This is a genomic window from Chryseobacterium luteum, from assembly GCF_000737785.1.
Classification (GTDB): domain Bacteria; phylum Bacteroidota; class Bacteroidia; order Flavobacteriales; family Weeksellaceae; genus Chryseobacterium; species Chryseobacterium luteum.
In genome coordinates this window covers 56,553-75,271 of sequence record NZ_JPRO01000002.1, presented here as the reverse complement: position 1 = coordinate 75,271, position 18,719 = coordinate 56,553, and the positions used below count along the sequence as shown (strand labels likewise).

The 18,719-nt window shown below is 37.4% G+C and carries 15 protein-coding genes and 1 tRNA gene; 5 read left to right on the top strand and 11 right to left on the bottom strand.

The window, feature by feature from the left end:
- Positions 1-15: 15 nt before the first annotated feature.
- Genes ku through IX38_RS03875 form a run of 3 tightly spaced genes read left to right on the top strand, consistent with a single transcriptional unit; the run spans position 16 to position 3,923 of the window.
- Positions 16-801 (top strand): non-homologous end joining protein Ku, encoded by a 786-nt coding sequence (ku, locus tag IX38_RS03885; protein WP_034701944.1) that lies wholly within the window; start codon positions 16-18, stop codon positions 799-801.
- Complete coding sequence (gene ligD / locus IX38_RS03880; RefSeq protein ID WP_034701943.1) at positions 801-3,350, top strand: DNA ligase D; 2,550 nt, start codon at positions 801-803, stop codon at positions 3,348-3,350. Before ku ends, ligD begins: the two co-directional genes overlap by 1 nt.
- A gap of 33 nt (positions 3,351-3,383) precedes the next feature.
- Positions 3,384-3,923, top strand: coding sequence for a hypothetical protein (locus tag IX38_RS03875; protein ID WP_034701941.1), 540 nt, complete (start codon positions 3,384-3,386; stop codon positions 3,921-3,923).
- Here IX38_RS03875 and IX38_RS03870 read toward each other — a convergent pair whose 3' ends face one another.
- The 4 genes from IX38_RS03870 to IX38_RS03855 form a co-directional block, all read right to left on the bottom strand.
- Positions 3,924-4,658: an SDR family NAD(P)-dependent oxidoreductase gene (locus tag IX38_RS03870; RefSeq protein ID WP_034701939.1), complete on the bottom strand. Its 735-nt coding sequence runs from the start codon at positions 4,656-4,658 to the stop codon at positions 3,924-3,926. It abuts the gene before it with no gap.
- A gap of 200 nt (positions 4,659-4,858) precedes the next feature.
- Positions 4,859-5,224, bottom strand: a complete 366-nt coding sequence (gene yajC, locus IX38_RS03865; protein ID WP_185097673.1) for a preprotein translocase subunit YajC — start codon at positions 5,222-5,224, stop codon at positions 4,859-4,861.
- A 7-nt stretch (positions 5,225-5,231) separates the two neighbouring features.
- On the bottom strand, positions 5,232-5,753 hold the full coding sequence (locus IX38_RS03860) for a DUF1573 domain-containing protein (protein ID WP_034701934.1): 522 nt from the start codon (positions 5,751-5,753) through the stop codon (positions 5,232-5,234).
- A gap of 12 nt (positions 5,754-5,765) precedes the next feature.
- Positions 5,766-6,671 carry a transcription antitermination protein NusB gene (locus IX38_RS03855; RefSeq protein ID WP_034701932.1) on the bottom strand — a complete coding sequence of 302 codons (906 nt, stop codon included), beginning with the start codon at positions 6,669-6,671 and terminating at the stop codon, positions 5,766-5,768.
- 90 nt (positions 6,672-6,761) lie between these two features.
- Between IX38_RS03855 and IX38_RS03850 the strand changes: the two genes are divergently transcribed.
- Positions 6,762-8,423, top strand: a complete 1,662-nt coding sequence (locus IX38_RS03850) for an ABC transporter ATP-binding protein (RefSeq protein WP_034701930.1) — start codon at positions 6,762-6,764, stop codon at positions 8,421-8,423.
- Between the two features lie 99 nt (positions 8,424-8,522).
- Positions 8,523-8,858 (top strand): DUF3276 family protein, encoded by a 336-nt coding sequence (locus IX38_RS03845; RefSeq protein WP_034701927.1) that lies wholly within the window; start codon positions 8,523-8,525, stop codon positions 8,856-8,858.
- A gap of 295 nt (positions 8,859-9,153) precedes the next feature.
- On the opposite strand, the gene IX38_RS03840 is transcribed toward IX38_RS03845, so the two are convergent.
- The 7 genes from IX38_RS03840 to IX38_RS03810 form a co-directional block, all read right to left on the bottom strand.
- Entirely contained in the window at positions 9,154-14,202 is a 5,049-nt protein-coding gene (locus tag IX38_RS03840) for a DUF4132 domain-containing protein (RefSeq protein ID WP_034701925.1), read from the bottom strand.
- Positions 14,203-14,227: 25 nt separating this feature from the next.
- On the bottom strand, positions 14,228-14,662 hold the full coding sequence (locus IX38_RS03835) for a hypothetical protein (protein WP_034701922.1): 435 nt from the start codon (positions 14,660-14,662) through the stop codon (positions 14,228-14,230).
- 323 nt (positions 14,663-14,985) lie between these two features.
- Positions 14,986-15,061: transfer RNA gene (locus IX38_RS03830), tRNA-His, on the bottom strand.
- Between the two features lie 35 nt (positions 15,062-15,096).
- Entirely contained in the window at positions 15,097-15,816 is a 720-nt protein-coding gene (bshB1, locus tag IX38_RS03825) for a bacillithiol biosynthesis deacetylase BshB1 (protein ID WP_034701920.1), read from the bottom strand.
- 82 nt (positions 15,817-15,898) lie between these two features.
- Positions 15,899-17,548, bottom strand: coding sequence for a tetratricopeptide repeat protein (locus IX38_RS03820; RefSeq protein ID WP_034701919.1), 1,650 nt, complete (start codon positions 17,546-17,548; stop codon positions 15,899-15,901).
- Between the two features lie 91 nt (positions 17,549-17,639).
- On the bottom strand, positions 17,640-18,512 hold the full coding sequence (locus tag IX38_RS03815) for a PstS family phosphate ABC transporter substrate-binding protein (protein ID WP_034701917.1): 873 nt from the start codon (positions 18,510-18,512) through the stop codon (positions 17,640-17,642).
- Positions 18,502-18,699, bottom strand: a complete 198-nt coding sequence (locus IX38_RS03810; protein WP_084680186.1) for a DUF308 domain-containing protein — start codon at positions 18,697-18,699, stop codon at positions 18,502-18,504. The genes IX38_RS03815 and IX38_RS03810 overlap by 11 nt, the downstream gene beginning before the upstream one ends.
- Positions 18,700-18,719: the final 20 nt, after the last annotated feature.

Here is an 18,719-nt window from a genome sequence, read left to right as displayed (position 1 = left end):
ACAAAACGTATGACAATGAAAGCAATTTGGAACGGCGCCATTGGCTTTGGTTTAGTCAATATTCCTGTTAAAATTTACTCCGCCACAGAAACCAGTAAATTGGATTTGGATATGCTCGATAAATCCGATTTTTCTAATATCAAATTCAAAAGAGTCAACGAAAAAACAGGCAAAGAAGTCAAGTGGGCAAACATTGTAAAAGGCTATCTTATGGACGATAAATACATCGTTTTGGATGAAGAAGACTATGAAGCTGCGAGTCCCGAAAAATCAAAAATTCTTTCCATAGAACATTTTGTAAAAGAAGCTGAAGTTGACAGTGTTTATTTTGAAAATCCTTATTTTCTTGAGCCTCAAAAAAATGGAGAAAGTGCTTATAGACTTCTGATAAAAGCCTTATCAGAAACAAAAATGGTCGGTATAGGAACTTTTGTTCTTCGTGACAGCGAAGCGATCGGAATGATCCGTCCTTACAACGATGAAATTTTGGTTTTAAACAGATTGCGGTTTGCTCAGGAGATCAGAGATTACAAAGATTTAAAAATTCCTGCTAAAAAAGCTCCGAAACCTGCCGAACTTAAAATGGCGAAAAATCTTATTCAACAATTATCCGAAAAATTTGATCCAACTGTTTATAAAAACACGTATTCCGAAGAGTTATTGAAAATTATTAAGAAAAAAGCAAAAGGTAAATCCGTAAAGCTTAAAAAGTCAGAACCTGCAAAACAAGGTAAAGTGATTGACCTAATGGCCCAATTGAAGGCCAGTCTACAAAGTCCAAAATCTAAAAATGCATCATAATGGCTCTCAAAGATTACAATGAAAAACGTAAATTCGACGAAACAAGCGAACCTAAAGGAAAAACAAAAAAAAGCAAAGACAAACTTATTTTTGTAGTACAAAGGCATGCTGCATCGCGTTTACACTATGATTTCAGGCTGGAAATGGAAGGCGTTCTGAAAAGCTGGGCAGTTCCGAAAGGTCCGTCTTTAGATCCAAAAGATAAACGTCTGGCGATGGAAGTTGAAGACCATCCTTACGATTACAAAGATTTTGAAGGCAACATTCCCGAAGGAAATTACGGAGCCGGACAGGTTGAAGTCTGGGACAGCGGAACATACGAACCTTTGGACGATACAAGCCAACTTTCCGATGAAAAAGAATTGTTGAAAGAGTTAAAAGCCGGTTCAATAAAATTCATTTTACAAGGCAAGAAACTGAAAGGTGAATTTGCTTTGGTTAAAATGAAAAATGCTGAAAATAATGCCTGGCTTTTAATAAAACATAAAGACGAATTTGCTGAAGAAAATTATGATGCTGAAGAAAACACATCCAAAAATTCTGCGGTAACGAAATTTTTAGAGGAAAAAAAAAAGCCTGAAAAGCAACAAAAAGAAGTCATAACTTCGGAAACCAAACCCAGATTTCAAAGATTCAACTCTTTGGTAGACGAAAAAAAATTAGAGAACTACATCAGGCCTATGCTGGCCAAATCTTTTGAAAATGCCTTTGATGATGAAGATTGGGTTTTTGAAATAAAATGGGACGGTTACAGGGCCATTGCCGATCTCAGCCATAAAAATCCCCTGTTCTATTCCCGGAACGGAATTTCATTTTTATCAAAGTTTGAAAAAGTCACCAAAGATTTTAAACAGCAAAAGTATAAAATGATTCTCGACGGAGAAATTGTAGCCTATGATGAGCATGGAAAGCCCAGTTTTCAACTCCTACAACAAATTGGGGACAATCCCGCTCTTGCTTTAACATACCAGGTATTTGATCTTCTGTGGCTGAACGGCCATTCTACAGAAGAACTCCCTCTTATACAGCGAAAAGAGCTTTTAAAAGAAGCGTTAATTGAAACCGATGTTATCAAATACTGTGATCATATTCCCGAAAAAGGCATTGTTTTTTTTAACCAGATGAAAAAATTGCAACTGGAAGGAATGATTGCTAAAAAGGCCAACAGCTTATATACCGAAAATTACAGAACCACCGACTGGCTTAAAATAAAATTCTCCAATACTGATGAAGCCATTATTTGCGGATTTACGGAACCCAGAGGATCCCGGAAGAATTTCGGAGCTTTGATTCTGGGGAAATACATTGATGGAAAGCTTATTTATTGCGGACATACGGGAACAGGTTTTAATCATGAATCTTTGAATCTGCTTCATCAACGGTTATTAAAACTAGTCGTAAAAACTTCTCCTTTTGAAAAGAAACCCAAAACAAATATGCCTGTAACCTGGGTAAAACCTGAATTGGTGTGTGAAATAAAATATTCTGAAATCACGAAAGACGGCATTTTCCGGCATCCTGTTTTTATGACAATCCGGGAAGATAAAGAACCCGAAGAAATTACCGTCAGTCCAACTAACGAAAAACCTAAAGAAATGAAAGCTAAAACTTCAAAAAAAACAGAAAATCCCGAAAAAGAAAAGGAAATCACACTGGATAAACATACAGTAAAGCTCACCAACCAGGATAAAATTTATTTTCCGAAAGACGATATTACAAAAGGTGATGTGGTAGAATATTATCAGTCTGTTGCTGCTTATATTTTACCCTACTTAAAAAACCGTCCTTTGTCACTTAACCGCTTTCCAAACGGAATTGAAGAGCAAGGGTTCTATCAGAAGGATGCGGGAGACAGCATGCCGGACTGGATCAAAACCACGGAGGTTTATTCGGAATCCAACGATAAATATATTGATTATGTGTACTGCAATGATAAGGCAACTCTGGCTTATCTGAATAATTTAGGCTGTATTGATCTCAATCCGTGGAACAGTGCACTTCCGGATCTTGAACATCCTGATTATCTTGTATTAGACCTCGATCCTTCAAAGAAAAATACATTTGACGATGTGATTGAAACTGCCCTTCAGGTAAACGAAGTTTTAAGTTCAATCCATATTAAAGGGTATTGTAAAACTTCAGGAAGTACAGGAATTCACGTTTATATTCCGATGGACGGAAAATATGATTTTGACCAGGTGAAAGATTTTGCTCATATTTTGATGAAACAGGTCAATGAAAAGCTTCCGAAAATCACCACTTTAGAAAGAAGTCTACAAAAAAGAGACGACAAGAAAATTTATCTGGATTATCTGCAAAACAGGACCGGACAGACTTTGGCCAGTGCCTATAGTTTACGACCAAAAGAAGGCGCTTCTGTTTCGATGCCTTTGGAATGGGAGGAATTAAAACCCGGACTGAAGCCGACTGATTTCAATATTCACAATGCTTTGGAGAGAATTAAAGAAAAAGGAGATTTGTTTAAACCTGTTTTGGGTAAGGGAATTGATATGATGAAGGCTTTGGAAGTGTTGCAAGAAAATGAATAGTTTTTGTATTTTTGAATGAACGAAAAATAAAGAATGAAAACTTCAATTTTATTATTAATTCTCATTTTTTGCCTGAGTTGTTCTGAGAAAAAAATAGATAAAAAGTCAAACTATGATCAACCGAATTATTCATTTAATAATATATTAAGCTACGGCAAAGAAGATACCATATTTATAAAATCACGATTTCAAGATTGTGGAGAATGGGGTGGTCATGAGGAATTAGTTAAAATCTACCGCTCAGAACGAAAACCCAAGTTGACTTATGTCAAATTCAAGGTTGATTGCGGAATCAGAAATTCATTAGGTCAAATAATTCAAACCAAAAAATTTACTCAACATATTTTATTATCAAATTCACAGCAATTAGTATTGATGAAATATATGAATGATTTAATGAAATTTCAGTTTCTTAAAGAAGAAATTTCACATTCCGGAAACTCCTTTTATTTAAGTAATACCAAGGGAGATTTGAAAATTTCTCATTATGGAGACCAATCTTTACCTTTAAACAGTTACAATACTTTAATGACTGCATTAAAGCTTCCAAAAGTAAATATTGAAAACAGGTAATTAAGGCAATTTCGCCACCAAACTCTCCGGCAATATTTTCAAAATAATATAAATCATCTTCCATTTAAAATTCGGAACGATGGTGAAAGAATTTCCTGCATTGACGATATGTTTTGCAACATAATCGGGCTCCATGATTAAAGATTCATTTAATTGTAAACCTTCATTGATTTTTGTTCTGATATAACCGATTACCAACGCATTTACTCTGATATTTCTTGAAACCAGTTCTTGCCTTAAACCAACTAAATAAGTTGTAAAAGCTGCTTTTGTACTTCCATACACGAAGTTGCTTTTTCGACCTCTTACTCCGGAAAGTGAAGAAAGCCCGATGATTCTTTCCAAGTTTTTATTGCTTTCGTCCGTCGCAATGATATTGAGGATAGAGACCGCACCCATATAATTCACCATTATCATCTGTTGAGTTCCTTTAAAATCTCTCAACGCTTTTTCGTTATCAACTAAAAATCCGGCTGCATAAACTACAATATGAGGTTTTGAAGGAAGTTCATTATAAAATTTCTGGTGAGAGCCGAAATCTACGGCATCAAAATAAAGAATGGTCACCTTTAAAGAATCAAGCTGATTATCTCTAACAAATTTCTCAAGGGAAGCTGTATCCCGCGAAGCCGCCAATACCGAAAAACCCTTTTCCATGTACTGTTTCATACATTGTTTAGCTACATCTGAATTAGCACCTAAAATAAGAACGGTTTTGCCTGTATTTTGATTCATCGGATAAAGATATTTTTTTAGCACAAATTCTACAAATGTTTTCTAGAATAACACGATCATTATTCAGGTTAAACCATTAAGTTTGAATTCTTCACTGCGCTCTAAGTGACAGTTTTGTGTGAAGATAATTATATAAAAAGGTTCGGCGCGGTGAGCAAAGCTCACCGCGCCGAACCGCAATATTCATTAAAACTGGAAAATTATTTCTTCTCAGTTTCGATTTCTTTTTTCTCCGTTGTTTTATCTGCTGCTTTTGCCTTGTCTCCAAAACGCGCTTCAGTAAATTCTCTGGAAACAGCAGCTTTCTCAAATTTCAGCTTTCCGGATAAGGTTTCGATAACGAATCCATCATCCTGAACCTGGGCAATTCTTCCGTGAAGACCAGAAGTAAGCACTACTCTGGTTCCTACTTTTAATGCTTCCTGAAAATTTTTCTCTTGTTTTGCTTTTTTTTGTTGAGGTCTTATCATTAAGAAATAAAAACCTACAAACATCACCCCCATCATGATCAGCATCATAGATGAAGATCCTCCGCCTGGAGCTGCCTGCAAAAAGATTGATAATATAGTCATATTATGGTTGAATATTTGCCGTGAATGTTAATTTAATAGGAGCTTTTTCTATATTAGCAAATACATCTGCATACTTCTGAACGTTTCCGTCGAAGCTTGAAGAATCAAAATGCAAAGTGATTTTCCCTTTTTTCCCCGGAAGGATAGGATCTTTGGTAAAATCTGGAGCTGTACATCCGCATCCTGGCTTTACTTCAGATATCACCAAAGGATTTTTTCCTGTATTGGTAATTTCGTAAACATGCTCTACTTTATCTCCTTTTTTGATCTTTCCAAAATCGAAGTTGTTTTCAGACAGGGCAACTGATGTTAATGGCTGGTTAGAAACCGGGGCCACAGCAGCTGTTTCAGCCGGAACCGGCGCAGCGGCAGGATTACCGGGAGCTAAATTGGTAGCACCCGCCGTAGAATCTGTAATATCAGCAGCTTCTGCACCGGCAGCAGCTTTCTGGTTTTCTTTTTTACAAGAAACCAAACCAAAGCCTATGATAGACAAAGCGATAATCGATAACGTCTTTTTCATATTTAAAATATTTTATATTCTATTTAAATCTTTACAATATTTATCTAAAATTCCGTTAATGAAAATATTGGAACGGTCTGTTGCAAATACTTTTGCAATTTCAATATATTCATTGATAATAACTCTTGAAGGTGTGAAAGGAAAATTGTCGAGTTCCGAAATAGCAGTTGACAAAATGACTTTATCCATTAAAGAAACTCTTTCCAGATCCCAGTTTTCCAATCTTCCGCTCAGGGTTTTCTCATTAGCTTCCCAGTTGTTCAGGGTATCTCTAAGTAGTTTTCCGGCGAAAGCTTTATCTTCTTCATCTTTAATCATTTTAATTAAAGTTCTGCTTTCTTCATCTTCTTTCAGGAAACCGATTGTTTTCTGTACCATAGAGTTGGCAATATGAATATCATCATACCAGGAAAGTTCTTTATCACTAAGATATTCCTGAAAATCCTCATTCTCAGCAATGTATCTTAAAAACAGCTTCCCGATAAATTTCTGATCAGCTTCAAAAGAGTATCCGTCTTCTTTCATAAAATCCTGGTAACGCTTTCCTGCTGTCATTCTCTGGAAAGTTTTCACCAATACATCATCATGCAGATCCCATTTCAGCTGTTTGTACTGTCCTGTGAAAAATAACCTTTCAGGATTTTCTTCAAGCTTGATCAGTACCTGGTTGTTGATGAATTTTTGGTTAGGATTAATTTCGGCATCAGTTTTAAGATATTTGTTCTTACCAATCTCGATTTGGGTTTCTGCCAATTCTTTCAGAGCCACCAAAAAATTAAGCTGATAGATATAGAGATTATAGATTTTCTCTATTCCTGAGAACATATTTTTCTCTAAAACATCAAATTTCAGAGGATTCTGATAGTATGAATACACTGTTTGTACTACTTTTTCACGGATTTGTCGTCTTCCTAACATTCAAAGAGCTTTTTATGGGTGCAAAGATACAAAAATTAAAATTGATGAAATTCGTAGTGTGCCTACATTTTTGTAAATTTGTAAAACTTTATGAAAGCGCTAAAAACCTTAAACCCTTACTTTTGGAAGCACAAAATATTATTGTTTTGGGGGTTGTTATTTATCATTGCCAGTAATTTCTTCAATATCTATAAAGTCCAGTTTGTAGGGAAGTCTGTGGACGAGCTTACAAAAGGCGGGAATCTGGGCTTCAATAATCAGGTTTTGGTTTATGTTGCCATTATTGTGGGATGCTCGCTTCTAACGGGATTTTTTACTTTCATGATGCGCCAGACGATCATTGTCGCTTCAAGAAGAATTGAATATGAACTGAAAAATAAAATTTACAGACATTACCAGGAGCTGTCTCTGACGGATTACAAGCAGACTACTATCGGGGATCTTATGAACAGGCTGAGCGAGGATGTTGTGGCGGTCAGAATGTACCTGGGTCCGGGGGTAATGTATGTAGTAAATCTCATAATTCTTCTGCTGATCACCAGTATTTATATGGTGAAAACGGACGCATCTATGACTTTATGGACGTTACTACCGCTTCCCATTTTATCCTATATCATATTTAAGGTAAGTTCAATTATCAATAGGAAATCGAAGATTATGCAGAAAAGCCAATCTGCGATCTCTACTTTTGTACAGGACAGCTTTTCAGGGATCCGGGTGGTGAAGTTTTTTGCCAAAGAAGACTATATCAAGAAAAACTACGGAATAAAAGTAACCGATTATCAGGACAAAGCATTGGATCTGGCTAAAACTGAAGCCTATTTCTTTACCATCATTTTATTCGTAATCGGGCTGCTGAATGTGGCCGTTATCTTAATCGGCGGACAGAAATACATTGCAGGGGAATTAAGTGTCGGTAAAATTGCCGATTTCTTCATGTATATTAATATCCTGATCTGGCCGTTCTCTATGGTGGGCTGGGTAACTTCCGTCAACCAGAGAGCTGAGGCTTCGATGCAGAGAATTAATGAATTTATGGATAAAAAATCCGAAGTCATCAATACCAATTTTGAGAATTATCCTATTAAAGGCGATATTGAATTCAGAAATGTTTCGTACGTCTATCCGAATACGGGAATCCGGGCACTGGATAACTTAAGCTTTAAGATCAAGGCCGGACAATCTCTTGCGATCATGGGGAAAACAGGAAGCGGGAAATCTACCATTGCTCTTCTGCTGTGCCGACTTATTGATCCTACAGAGGGAGAAATTTTAATTGACGGTAAAAACCTGAAGGAACATAATCTCACCAATTATAGAAATTTCATCGGGTATATTCCCCAGGAGAGTTATTTATTCTCTGATTCTATTGAAAACAATATAGGCTTTGCGATTGATCATCCGTCTCACGAAAAAGTGGTGGAATACGCCAAGATTGCAGATGTCGACAAAAATATTGTAGGATTTAAAGAACAATACAAAACACTTGTGGGAGAACGCGGGGTGATGCTTTCGGGAGGACAGAAGCAAAGGATATGCATCGCAAGGGCTTTAATTAAGGATCCAAACATCATTATTTTCGATGATTCCCTGTCTGCCCTGGATACGGAAACGGAGCAGAATATCCTTGAAAATATTGATAAGAAAATAAGTAATGCCACATCTATAATTATCACGCACAGAGAGTCTAGCGCTCAAAGAGCAGATAAAATCATCAACCTCACCGAAATTACCAATTCTGTAACTGCTTAGCGATTTCATTCTCAATTGTTAAATAAATCATAAAAAAAATTTTGTGATTAAAAGAATTCTTTTATATTTGTTCTTAACAAGATTAAAAAATATCTAACAATGAGTGAATACAAGGAACGCCATGAAAATGAAATTTTCACGAAGGTGTTAAAAGCAGGAAGAAGAACTTATTTCTTTGATGTGCGCGAGACGAAAGCAGGAGATTATTATCTTACGATTACTGAGAGTAAAAAGAACTTCGGAGAGAATGGAGAAGCTACATTCGAGAAGCACAAAATTTATCTTTACAAAGAGGATTTTAAAAGTTTCCAGGAGATGTTTAATGAATCCACAGATTTCATCATTAATGAAAAAGGTGAGGATGTAATATCAGAAAAACATGACAAAGACTTCAAAAGCAAATCATTCACAATTGATTCTGACGACGAAGTTTAAAAAAAGAATATTCTAAAAACACAAGCATCTGAAAAAGGTGCTTTTTTTATGCCGTGACGGGAAATAATACAGACTTATAATTCTTTTAAGCTTAATTCTAATCATTCGTTCTTAACGGTTTGAAATCTACTTCTATTCATTGTTCATGTTATAATGAAAAAAGTACACTGTTGAAGTGTACTTTTTACCGGATGTTTATTTTAACCTGAGTTTGGGATAAGAAAGAAATGCTTGAAACTAATTTTATTTTATCACAAAGGTGTTTATTTTAATCCTTATCCGAATTCATCTTATTTTAAGACTTATATTCTTTTTTTATCTGGGAAAGAATGGTTGGATCCTGTATTTCATCGTCTTTGGCTAATAACAATACTTTAGACATCAACTCTGCTGATTTCGGATCATCATCTGCAAAAGGCAGGAACAGTCTTCCTCTATGCTGGGAATGAACAGGAAGGATGGAGAGGTATTTCCCCGGAACCTGGTGAACTATGGCACTCCCTAAATGCACACTGTATTCTGCCATTTTACCTTTTACCAATACATGTGAACCTTTAATTCTTACATTATCCAGCTTGAACAAACGGGCCGTTTCCTTCATAAGCACAGCCCTCATTTCTATAGAAGAATGGCTGGCTTCCGGATCTACTCCGCCTGCATGAGCCACAGAAACCACCAGATCTATATCACGCATTACCTCTGAAAACAGTCTTGGATTGATGTCTTCAAAAGGAATGTTTTTATAGTCTTTTAATGAATGGAATTCTATCGTTTCCAGCGTTGGGGCTTCTACTTCAGCCGGAGAAAACCAATTGGCTTCGGCATACATTTTCACCTGGAAGCCTTCTTTATGATATACTTTCTGTAAGCCTTCTTCATAGTCTACTTTCCAGCCTCTTGTTTTGAGCAATGCCAATGTCTGCATCGGCTGAACCTGGTGTCCTGCGTAGCGGCGGGAAACGGATTTTTCCTTCAGCTCATCAGGTGTCGGCACATACAGTTCCCTGAATATCTGCTTGAACGGCTGAATAAGCTTTTCCGTAAAACAGTAGTGTTGATAATCATTCCAGACGGAATGCTGATGCAGATCTACACAATGGGCAATGCGTAAAGTACCGGTTTCGTTCAGCTCGTGAATTTCTCCGTGAACACTAACCAGGTTTCCTTCATGATAGAATCCTATTTTGTGATCGCTGGAAATCAATACCAGCTTTTCCAGGTGTTTTACAATAACGGGATGATCAAAAAGATTCCTGATTTCTGCAAAAAGAAACTCGTCACCCCGTACCATGGCTTCTTCCAGTCCTTTTCTGGAACGGGTCCATTGTTCGCGCATGATTTTACGGTAGCTTCCTAATTCTACAATCGCTTTGTCTTTTTTGATCTTTGGCGGAATAGATTTCAACTGTTTATCATCTCTGAATACAACGATTTCAGCCTTTCCATCAGTCTCTATAATCAAACCTACTGTAACTCCGTCTATGGTAACCTGTGTTTCTTTAGACAGAATGGTCTGAATTTGCTTGGTTTCCATAGCCCAGGTTAATCTTACCGGGTCCGGATAACCTGCATTCCGGGCTAAGTTTTCCAATGCCACGCGGATAGCCAGGGCTTCACTTGACTGCTTCATAGAGCCAAATTCCTTGCTTTCTTTTTTAAACTGCTGAATGTATTCGTATCTGCTCAACACATCTTTTTCAGGATTGGCTTTACTCAAAGGTACAAGCCCGTACACACGAAGATAATCCTGATCACGTTTGTCTTTTACTTTTGCGGTTACTTCTTTTATCTTCAAATCGCCTGTAAGTGTATCGGAATAAAGTCTTGCCCTCCGGTGTCCGTTTCCGTCAGATATATATTTAGCAGATTCATAGAGCATTTCCCAACGGGCTTTGCCTAATTCTTTGTAAGCTTTTGTAAACCAGTCTTTATCTACTGCCCCATCCTGAAATTCCTGAACATCTACTGATGAATATTTGGCTACTTCACTTTCCAGTTCCGAGTTCTGAGCCTGATACGCGCTGGTTTTGGTATGGGCATGCATCCACCAGATCGCTGAATCTAGGCCTTTCCAGCCTAAATAACTACTGATCAGTTTCTGCCACTGCGGTGCATATACGGCAGCCTGTATCAAACGAAGTTCTGCGATCTTCTCTTTCTTCATCATTTCATTGAATGATTCCTGTGTATCACTTTCTAAAGGATAGGAATTTTTGATCAGATAAGAGAACAGTTTCTGCCTGGTCATGCTTTCATTACCATAACTGTAGATATAATTGGCATAAAATCCTGATTTACCGAGTCCTTTCAACAGCTGTACAAGCCGGTTGGTTCCATGTATAGTTTGAAACTCCTGTACAAATTGGGAAACCGGAGTATTGGCATCACCGCGAATGAGCTCCACGTCCAGGAACTTATTCTGTACTTCTTCTATCATGGGTTTCAGGAAAGGAAATGTTTCCAGATATTTTTCATAATGGTGGTATGCTTTAGCCCTGGTAAGGTCCCGTATGGCAGATTCTGCAGTAAGAATTCCTTCATACAGCTCACCTTTGGTAATGAGCTCCAGTTCATAGGCTTTACAAAATAAATAGAAAGGCGGTACACTGATTGTAATATTTTCCTGTAAACCATTATACTGCATCCACCGGTATAAATTCCATTGTTTAATATGCTGCTCATCGGTGAGGCCTTTTAAAGGAACCGCCTTTAGAAACACATCGAAAAAGCCCAGCTGCTGCCACCCGTTTCCTCTATAGGTGTAGTAATAGTCTTTATCATCTTTTCCTTTATAGTTGATGATATCCGCAGGAAGATTGGCAAACAGGGTACTGCAGGCATCAAGTAAGAAATCCGTCTTTTCTTCAAATGAAAATTTATATTGCAGTGATTCAAGAATTCTGCTTATTGGATTATTCCAATAATAATTTTCTTTCAACGGATTGGGTATGAAATCTTTATGATAAAACACATAGTCCTGTAAAAAATCTCTGAAAGCTTTTCTGTCGCAATTTTCAATAAAAGTTATCAGGAATAAATCCTGCGGCTGCAGCCCTGAATCTTTATACCATTGTTCCCATACTTCATGCAGAGGGAAGTTTCCGGTCAATTGCTCCGGGGTAAAACCTTCAGTATTGTTTATGATATACCGGAAGGTATTTCCCAGCAGTAATGTTATTTTAAAGGAACCATTCCAGTCGTCTGCTTCATATTCATGGTCTTTATTTTTAAGGAATAAATCGTTGAGCTTTTTTAATTCTTCCCTGATATGGCTGATTGATTGGGTGAAACCGTACTTATCCTTTTTAGTTGCCTGTGCATAGACAGAACCGGAATCAACTTTAGGCAGTTCAAACTTTGACACCACGGAAGGATCATAAAATCCGAATCCATTTTCTGCTGAAAGTACTTTTTTATCATCAGAGGGAGTAAGCTGATCGAGCAGGCTTTGTTCCCTTTCTGATACTTTCGGTTTTTCAGTGTATTGCAGGATCCAGTTTCCAATTTGTGCAGCTACCCTTTTATCTTTTTGAAGCTGAAGCATGATATCCAATGAAGCCGTTCGCTGCTCAATGTCTCCTTTGGCCATCAATTCATCAACCAATGAAGCAGCTACTTCATCTTCCTGCTGTACAATAAGCTCTATCAGTTTCTTTCGGAGTGTACCGCCTTTTCTTTTAAACATATCAAAGAAGGTAAGCACTTCCTCTTTATTTAAAGGGCTTTGCTGCAACACATTGATACCCGAGGCTACCATGGATTCACCTCTGTCTTTTATAATTCTAAATGCAAATTCTTTTTGGAAGGGAGTGACAGCCTTTTTCTTTTTTCCGAAATTATAGGAGTAAGAATAACAGTAGAAATCCCCTAAAATAGCCCGTGAAAGCTGCTCACGCAAGGACAGATCAAACTGGTCAAAATAAGAAAGGACCAGGTTCAGTTTTTCTGTATCCTCGCCGACCAAATAAAACATGGAAGCGTATAAATTGCTTTTACTGAAAGTCGCATTAAGCCAGGAGAATATCTTCCCTTCAAATTTCTTTTCCTTTACGTCAATCTTTTGAGTAAGCTCGTGTAGTTTTTCAAAGAAACCGGGATAATCTGTATTATTGATATAGAATTTTGAAGCCGCATTGGCACTTAATAATGTTGATAAAGGTTCGCCCGTAAAAGCCAGAACCTGCAGATCACCTTCCAGAACCGCTTTGTAGTATAATGGCATTTGGATGTAGGGATCATAGGTTTCTCCGGCGAACTTTATAGCCAGACACTTCTTTTCCACAGTACCGTGGTCATACAACTGATGCAGATAAGGAACGGCTTTTTCAACGTCCCATACGGACTGTACCCACAGGGCCATATAAACTTCATTGTTATTCTTGCTTTTTATAGCATCAGGAATCTGTCCGGGATTATTGAAATAGGTATTCGCTAATGATACAATATTTTTTACGACAGATTCTTTTTCCGCATCCCAGCCTAATCCAGTCCAGGTATCTATGGAACGGACAACGGATGAAAAACGAGTCAGTTTATGCTCTACAATCACATTGGTCATATATTGTAAAGCTCCAATGCTGGTTTCATCCAGAGCTTCCAGCACAGTCTGCCGCAAACCTTCCTGACGTTGAGCTGCCAGCAAGAGCTTTTCCACCAATTCCCAGCAATGCTGCTGTTCACTGTTGAGCAATGCTTTTATAATGTTCCGGGAAACTTTTCCTTCAGGATGTTTATTGAAAATAATATCTTCAATCAGCTGATAAATGGCTGTATTTCCCGTATCTATAGCTGCTGACCAGATGTAGAACTGATTGGGACTGTTCGATATTTCATTGTCATAGATGATCTGCTCTTCCAACGAAAGGTCATAATACTGTTCACTTCCGTCACTGTAAGAATAAATGCTCGGAAACTGCAGCAGATTCCCCAACAAATTCATCTGGTTAAGAAGTATATACCTGTCATTATGAGGTGCCCGGAATGAACGCCGGTAGTAGCCTGTCTGATACATTTTATAGGGCATTTTATTCCAGGCGTGTTTCACCAGATCTGCATTCCCTCCAAAAAAATAAGTCAGCAACTTATAATACTCTTCATCATCCCAAATATTGGGCTTTATATATTTTTTGATTTTTTCGGACTTTTCAGAACCTAAGGTCAAATTCTCAAAATAGTTGGTCTTACCAACGATCAGCAATCCTAATTCTGCCACTTCTTTTTGAAGTTCGGGTTTTGAAAGAAGTTGTGACAACACTTCTTTTTCTACCTGTTCTTTTAAGTCTTTCCGTAAATTCCTGTAATGATTTACCGTCTTTTTTGATTCTAATTTTTCTGTGATTTCCATTTATTTTGAATTCGGTTTTCCTTAATTACCAATAACTTCCTGCGAGAAATGTAAGCCTGATGAAAGTAAATGTATGCTGTAAACTCAGATCTACAGTTTGGGTGAGGCTGTCAAGCTGTTCATCATTATAAAATACAGCAAACATACCATCTTCAAAAGACTGAACAGCATTTTCCTGTGCTTTTTGAAGATCTGCTTTTTTTTCATTATAAATGCTTCCGAAGCCTGCCTTGCCGGTATCAGTAAGAATATTCAGGTAGTCATCCAAAGGAATTTTTGTATCATCCGCATCTTCCAGCTCAAATGATTTCGCATTGAATGTTTCTACCTGCTGCTGAACAATTAATTTTAATAAATTCTCTAATGAGATTTTGGGATCGTTGTATGCAATTTCAAGTTTCTGCTCAGAAAGAATGGGATGCTTTCTGCCCAACTGCTTCACCGTAACCTTTATTTCCATATATATGAAGTTGATATCAATAAATATAGGAAAATTTTATGATGAAGAACGCTTTCAACCTTCACAAAAGGACATGAATTAAGTCAGAAATCAGGTTTATATTTTTACATCTTATCATTTTATCCTGAACTCAGCTTATTATTTAAATAAAGATTTTACACACTTAAAATGTTGAAATCATTCCCCATTAAATAAGATGATATTTGAATATTGCAGAATTTTTTATAAAAGAAAATCGAATAGTACAGAATTTTTAGTGGCCGAAATTCACTTCAATAATGCTATAAAATAAAAAAGTACACTTTAAAAAGTGTACTTTTCTTGGGTGAATGAGGGGTCTCGAACCCCCGACCTCCGGAACCACAATCCGGCGCTCTAACCAACTGAGCTACAATCACCGTTTTGGTGGTGCAAATATAAGAAAGATTTTTTAATTACAAAATAATTCCTTCAAAATTTTTCATCGCAATAAGCTTCTCAGACGTAAATCCCTCAGCATAAGCAACTCCTGACAACCGTCCCAAATCCTGAGCACGGTAGGTAAGACTTTCAAAGAAATCTTTTGTCGCAATGGGAGTAACGGGCTCATTGGAAGCAGGATCGTAGAACTGGGTTTTGAAGGCCATGCAGGCTTCAATTTTTTTATCTAAATGTTCTGATATATCAATAACAAATTCCGGTTTGATATCTTTCCACTGGATATAGTGAAAGATTTGCTTTGGCCTCCACACTTCCTGGTTTTCTCCTTCCAAAACGGTTTCAATTTTTCTGAGTCCGGATAAAAAGCACGCATCGGACACTAATTTTGCTCCTTTTGCGTGATCCGGATGTCTGTCATCAATGGCATTGGCCAGAACGATTTCAGGGCGGTATTTGCGGATCATTTTTACGATCTCCAGCTGATATTCTTCGGAATTCACCAAAAACCCATCTTTCATGCCTAAATTTTCCCTGGCAGAAACGCCAAGGATCTTTGCGGATTCACCTGCTTCTACTCTTCTTGTTTCATCAGTTCCCCGGGTTCCGAGCTCTCCTCTTGTAAGGTCTACAATGGCACATATTTTACCCTCCGAAATCATTTTGGCAATAGTGCCGCCACATCCCAGCTCTACATCATCAGGATGTGCTCCAAAAGCAAGTATATCTGTTTTCATATTTTCAAAGATAAGATTTAAAATAAAAACTTCCCAAACATTAAGAATGGGAAGTTTTAATATTTATAATTTAAATTTTAAATTATTTATTGATTTCTGCATTTAATTTTACAGCATCCTGATAAGTAGGATCAAGCTGTAAAGATTTAGCTACATAATCTTTAGCTTTTGCACGATCGGTATCTTTATTCATATACGCTACTGCAAAGTAAGCATAGGCCAAAGTCTGCTTGTTAGCTTCCTGATCTGCAGGTTTTACTGTACTGATGAATTTTTCATAAGCAATTTTCGCTGCATCATTATTTCCTGCCTGCTGGTAGGAATACCCCTGGCTGTAATAAGCCGGAGCCCAATCAGGAAGAAGAGTACTCATTTTCTGCCATGTAAGTATTGCACCGTTCCAGTTTTTAGCATCCTGGTAAGCTGTTGCCAACTTAAACAAAGAGTCCGAATCCTGCGGATTAGCCGCTACTTTCTTCTTCAATGCTTCAATTTCCGGTGTAGACGGTCCTTTTTCAGCCTCAGCCTGGGAAGCTCCTCCTCCTGCAATGTTGGCAAGTTCCATATCCCACTTCATTGTTTCATCTTTAGCAGCTTTAGCAATTGCAATTTTCTGCTGAGATTCCGTCATTAAAGCTGATTTTTTAGCCGCATCAGTTTCAGTTTTAGCCAGTCCTGCTGCGATAAGTCCCTGAAGACCCTGATCTGCAGGCTGCAGTCTTGTTTTTTCTGCCTGAGATATGAAAGTATCCATACTCTGCTTTGCTTCAGCATAGTTTCCATCTGCATAAGACTGGTAAGCTCTTAACTTAAATTTGATTGGATCATCAATTTTATCAAAGATCTTATCCAGTACATTTTTGGAGTTGGCATAATCTTCGTTTGTGAAGTATAATTTTGCTATTTCCAACTGTGTATATGGATCCTCATCAGCATATTTTGTATAGTTGATAAGGTCTTGAGTTGCTTTTGCATTCTCCTGGTATCTGATATCGTAAGAAGCCAAAGCTTTGTATGCCGGAGCATAAGTCGGATCTACACCGATTGCTTTGTCAATGCTCTGCTTAGCCTGCTGCCATTGCTGTGCAGCCATCCATAACGTAGCCATTCTTGTATAAACAGACGCTTTATTTTTAGCTAAAGGCAATGCTTTGTCATAAGCAGACATTGCTTCACCCGGTGCTCTTTTTATTCTGTATGCATCTCCAAGGGTATAATAGTAGTGAGCAGGAACTCCTTTTTTCTCAGCTTTTTCGATAGCTTTCGTCAGATACTGAATCGCTGCATCAGGTGCATTGTTTTTCTCAAACAAAGTTAGAGCCTCTGCTGCTCTGAATAACACTTCAGCATCTTTTTCTCTGGAATCAGCTACAATTTTCTGAATTTCAGCAACTGCGCTTTTATCTCCTTTACCCAGCTTCACGGTAGCCAAACCGATTTTGTTAAGGTAGCTTTTGTTATCTGCAGCTAAACCTTTGTTAAAGCTCTCAATCGCTTTAGCATAATCAGGCTCTCCCTGCTTTAAGAACGTATTTCCTAAATAGAAGTAATTTTCTGCTGTAGGTGCTTTGGCAACCATTTCCGTAAAATTGGTTTTAGCCTGTGCGTATTTATCACTGTCTATACTGTTAATACCATCCTGCAGCGTCTGTGCAGTGGCTAAACCGGAAAAAAACACTACGGCTGCTCCAAAAGCAATTTTCTTTACATTCATAATCATTATATCTTTCATTTTATATTTTTCTATATTTCGAGTTATATGCTCCACAATTTTTAGACCAAAAAAATAATTTTATAGGGGGTATACTATTTTTTAGTATTTTTTAACGCATCTGTACTTCTCTTTTATATATATTGTAGGGCTGCAGACCTTCTTTCTGTACGATCATCTGGCCTAACTGAGTACATGAATATCTGATAAATCCGTTAGCAATATTAAAGTTGCCTTCATTTGTTAAAAAGTAAAGAACACGGGTAAAAGGATAATTCATTTCACGAAGACCGGCAGCATCTGCATTATATAGTTTTCCGTTATCTTCAACCGGAAGAATTTTAACCATATCTCTCAGCTTTTCAGAAGTTTTATCGTAAGGACGGCTGAACGTGTTCAAGCCTATAACCCCTATTTTATCCGGGTATTTCCCCATCTCTTCTATGATATTCTGATTTCCCGGAATAATGGAAAATTTAAGCTCTTTTGGCTGCTTACCGAGTTTCTGTGCAACAAAGTTCAGGTTGCTTGAATTGGTCCCGTCAAAAATAAAATTTTTATCATCAGATCCCAATCCGTTCTTTATTTCATCCATGGAAATACTCTGTTTCGGAGAATCTTTTGGAACAACGAATACGACTGCATCTGCGGCAAATCTGGCAGGGAGAAACTTTAGATCCACCTGTTCTTCATATGCTTTTTTCTCTTCGGGAGTAAGATCTCTTGACATTACGGTTATTCTTGCTTTATCTTTCAAAAGATCAAGAAAAGCCAAATCTTCTTTTTGAGTTACAATTTTGATACGGGTTTCCGGATAATTGATCATATATCCGTCTGCCAGTGCCTCGGTAACGCTTTTAAAAGACTCGTCAGTAAGTATGGTAAGATCTCCTTTGTGATAGGAGGGAGATTTGTCTTCTTTTTTGCAGCTTACAGCAACGATGCTTATAAGAGAAAGCAACGCAATTTTTAAACTATTTCTCATCTCCTGAATCTTTAAGTCTTGAAACTGCTCTATAGATTCTGAATATTCCATAAAGAATGAGCACTGAACCCATCGCGTAAGCAATAGCAGGCTCTAAAATCGTAAAGAAAAATTTGTAGATAATAACTACAATTCCCAGCACGATATAAAATAATCCGGTAACTAAGGATAACCAATTGAACATCATGTAACAAAAATACCAAAAAA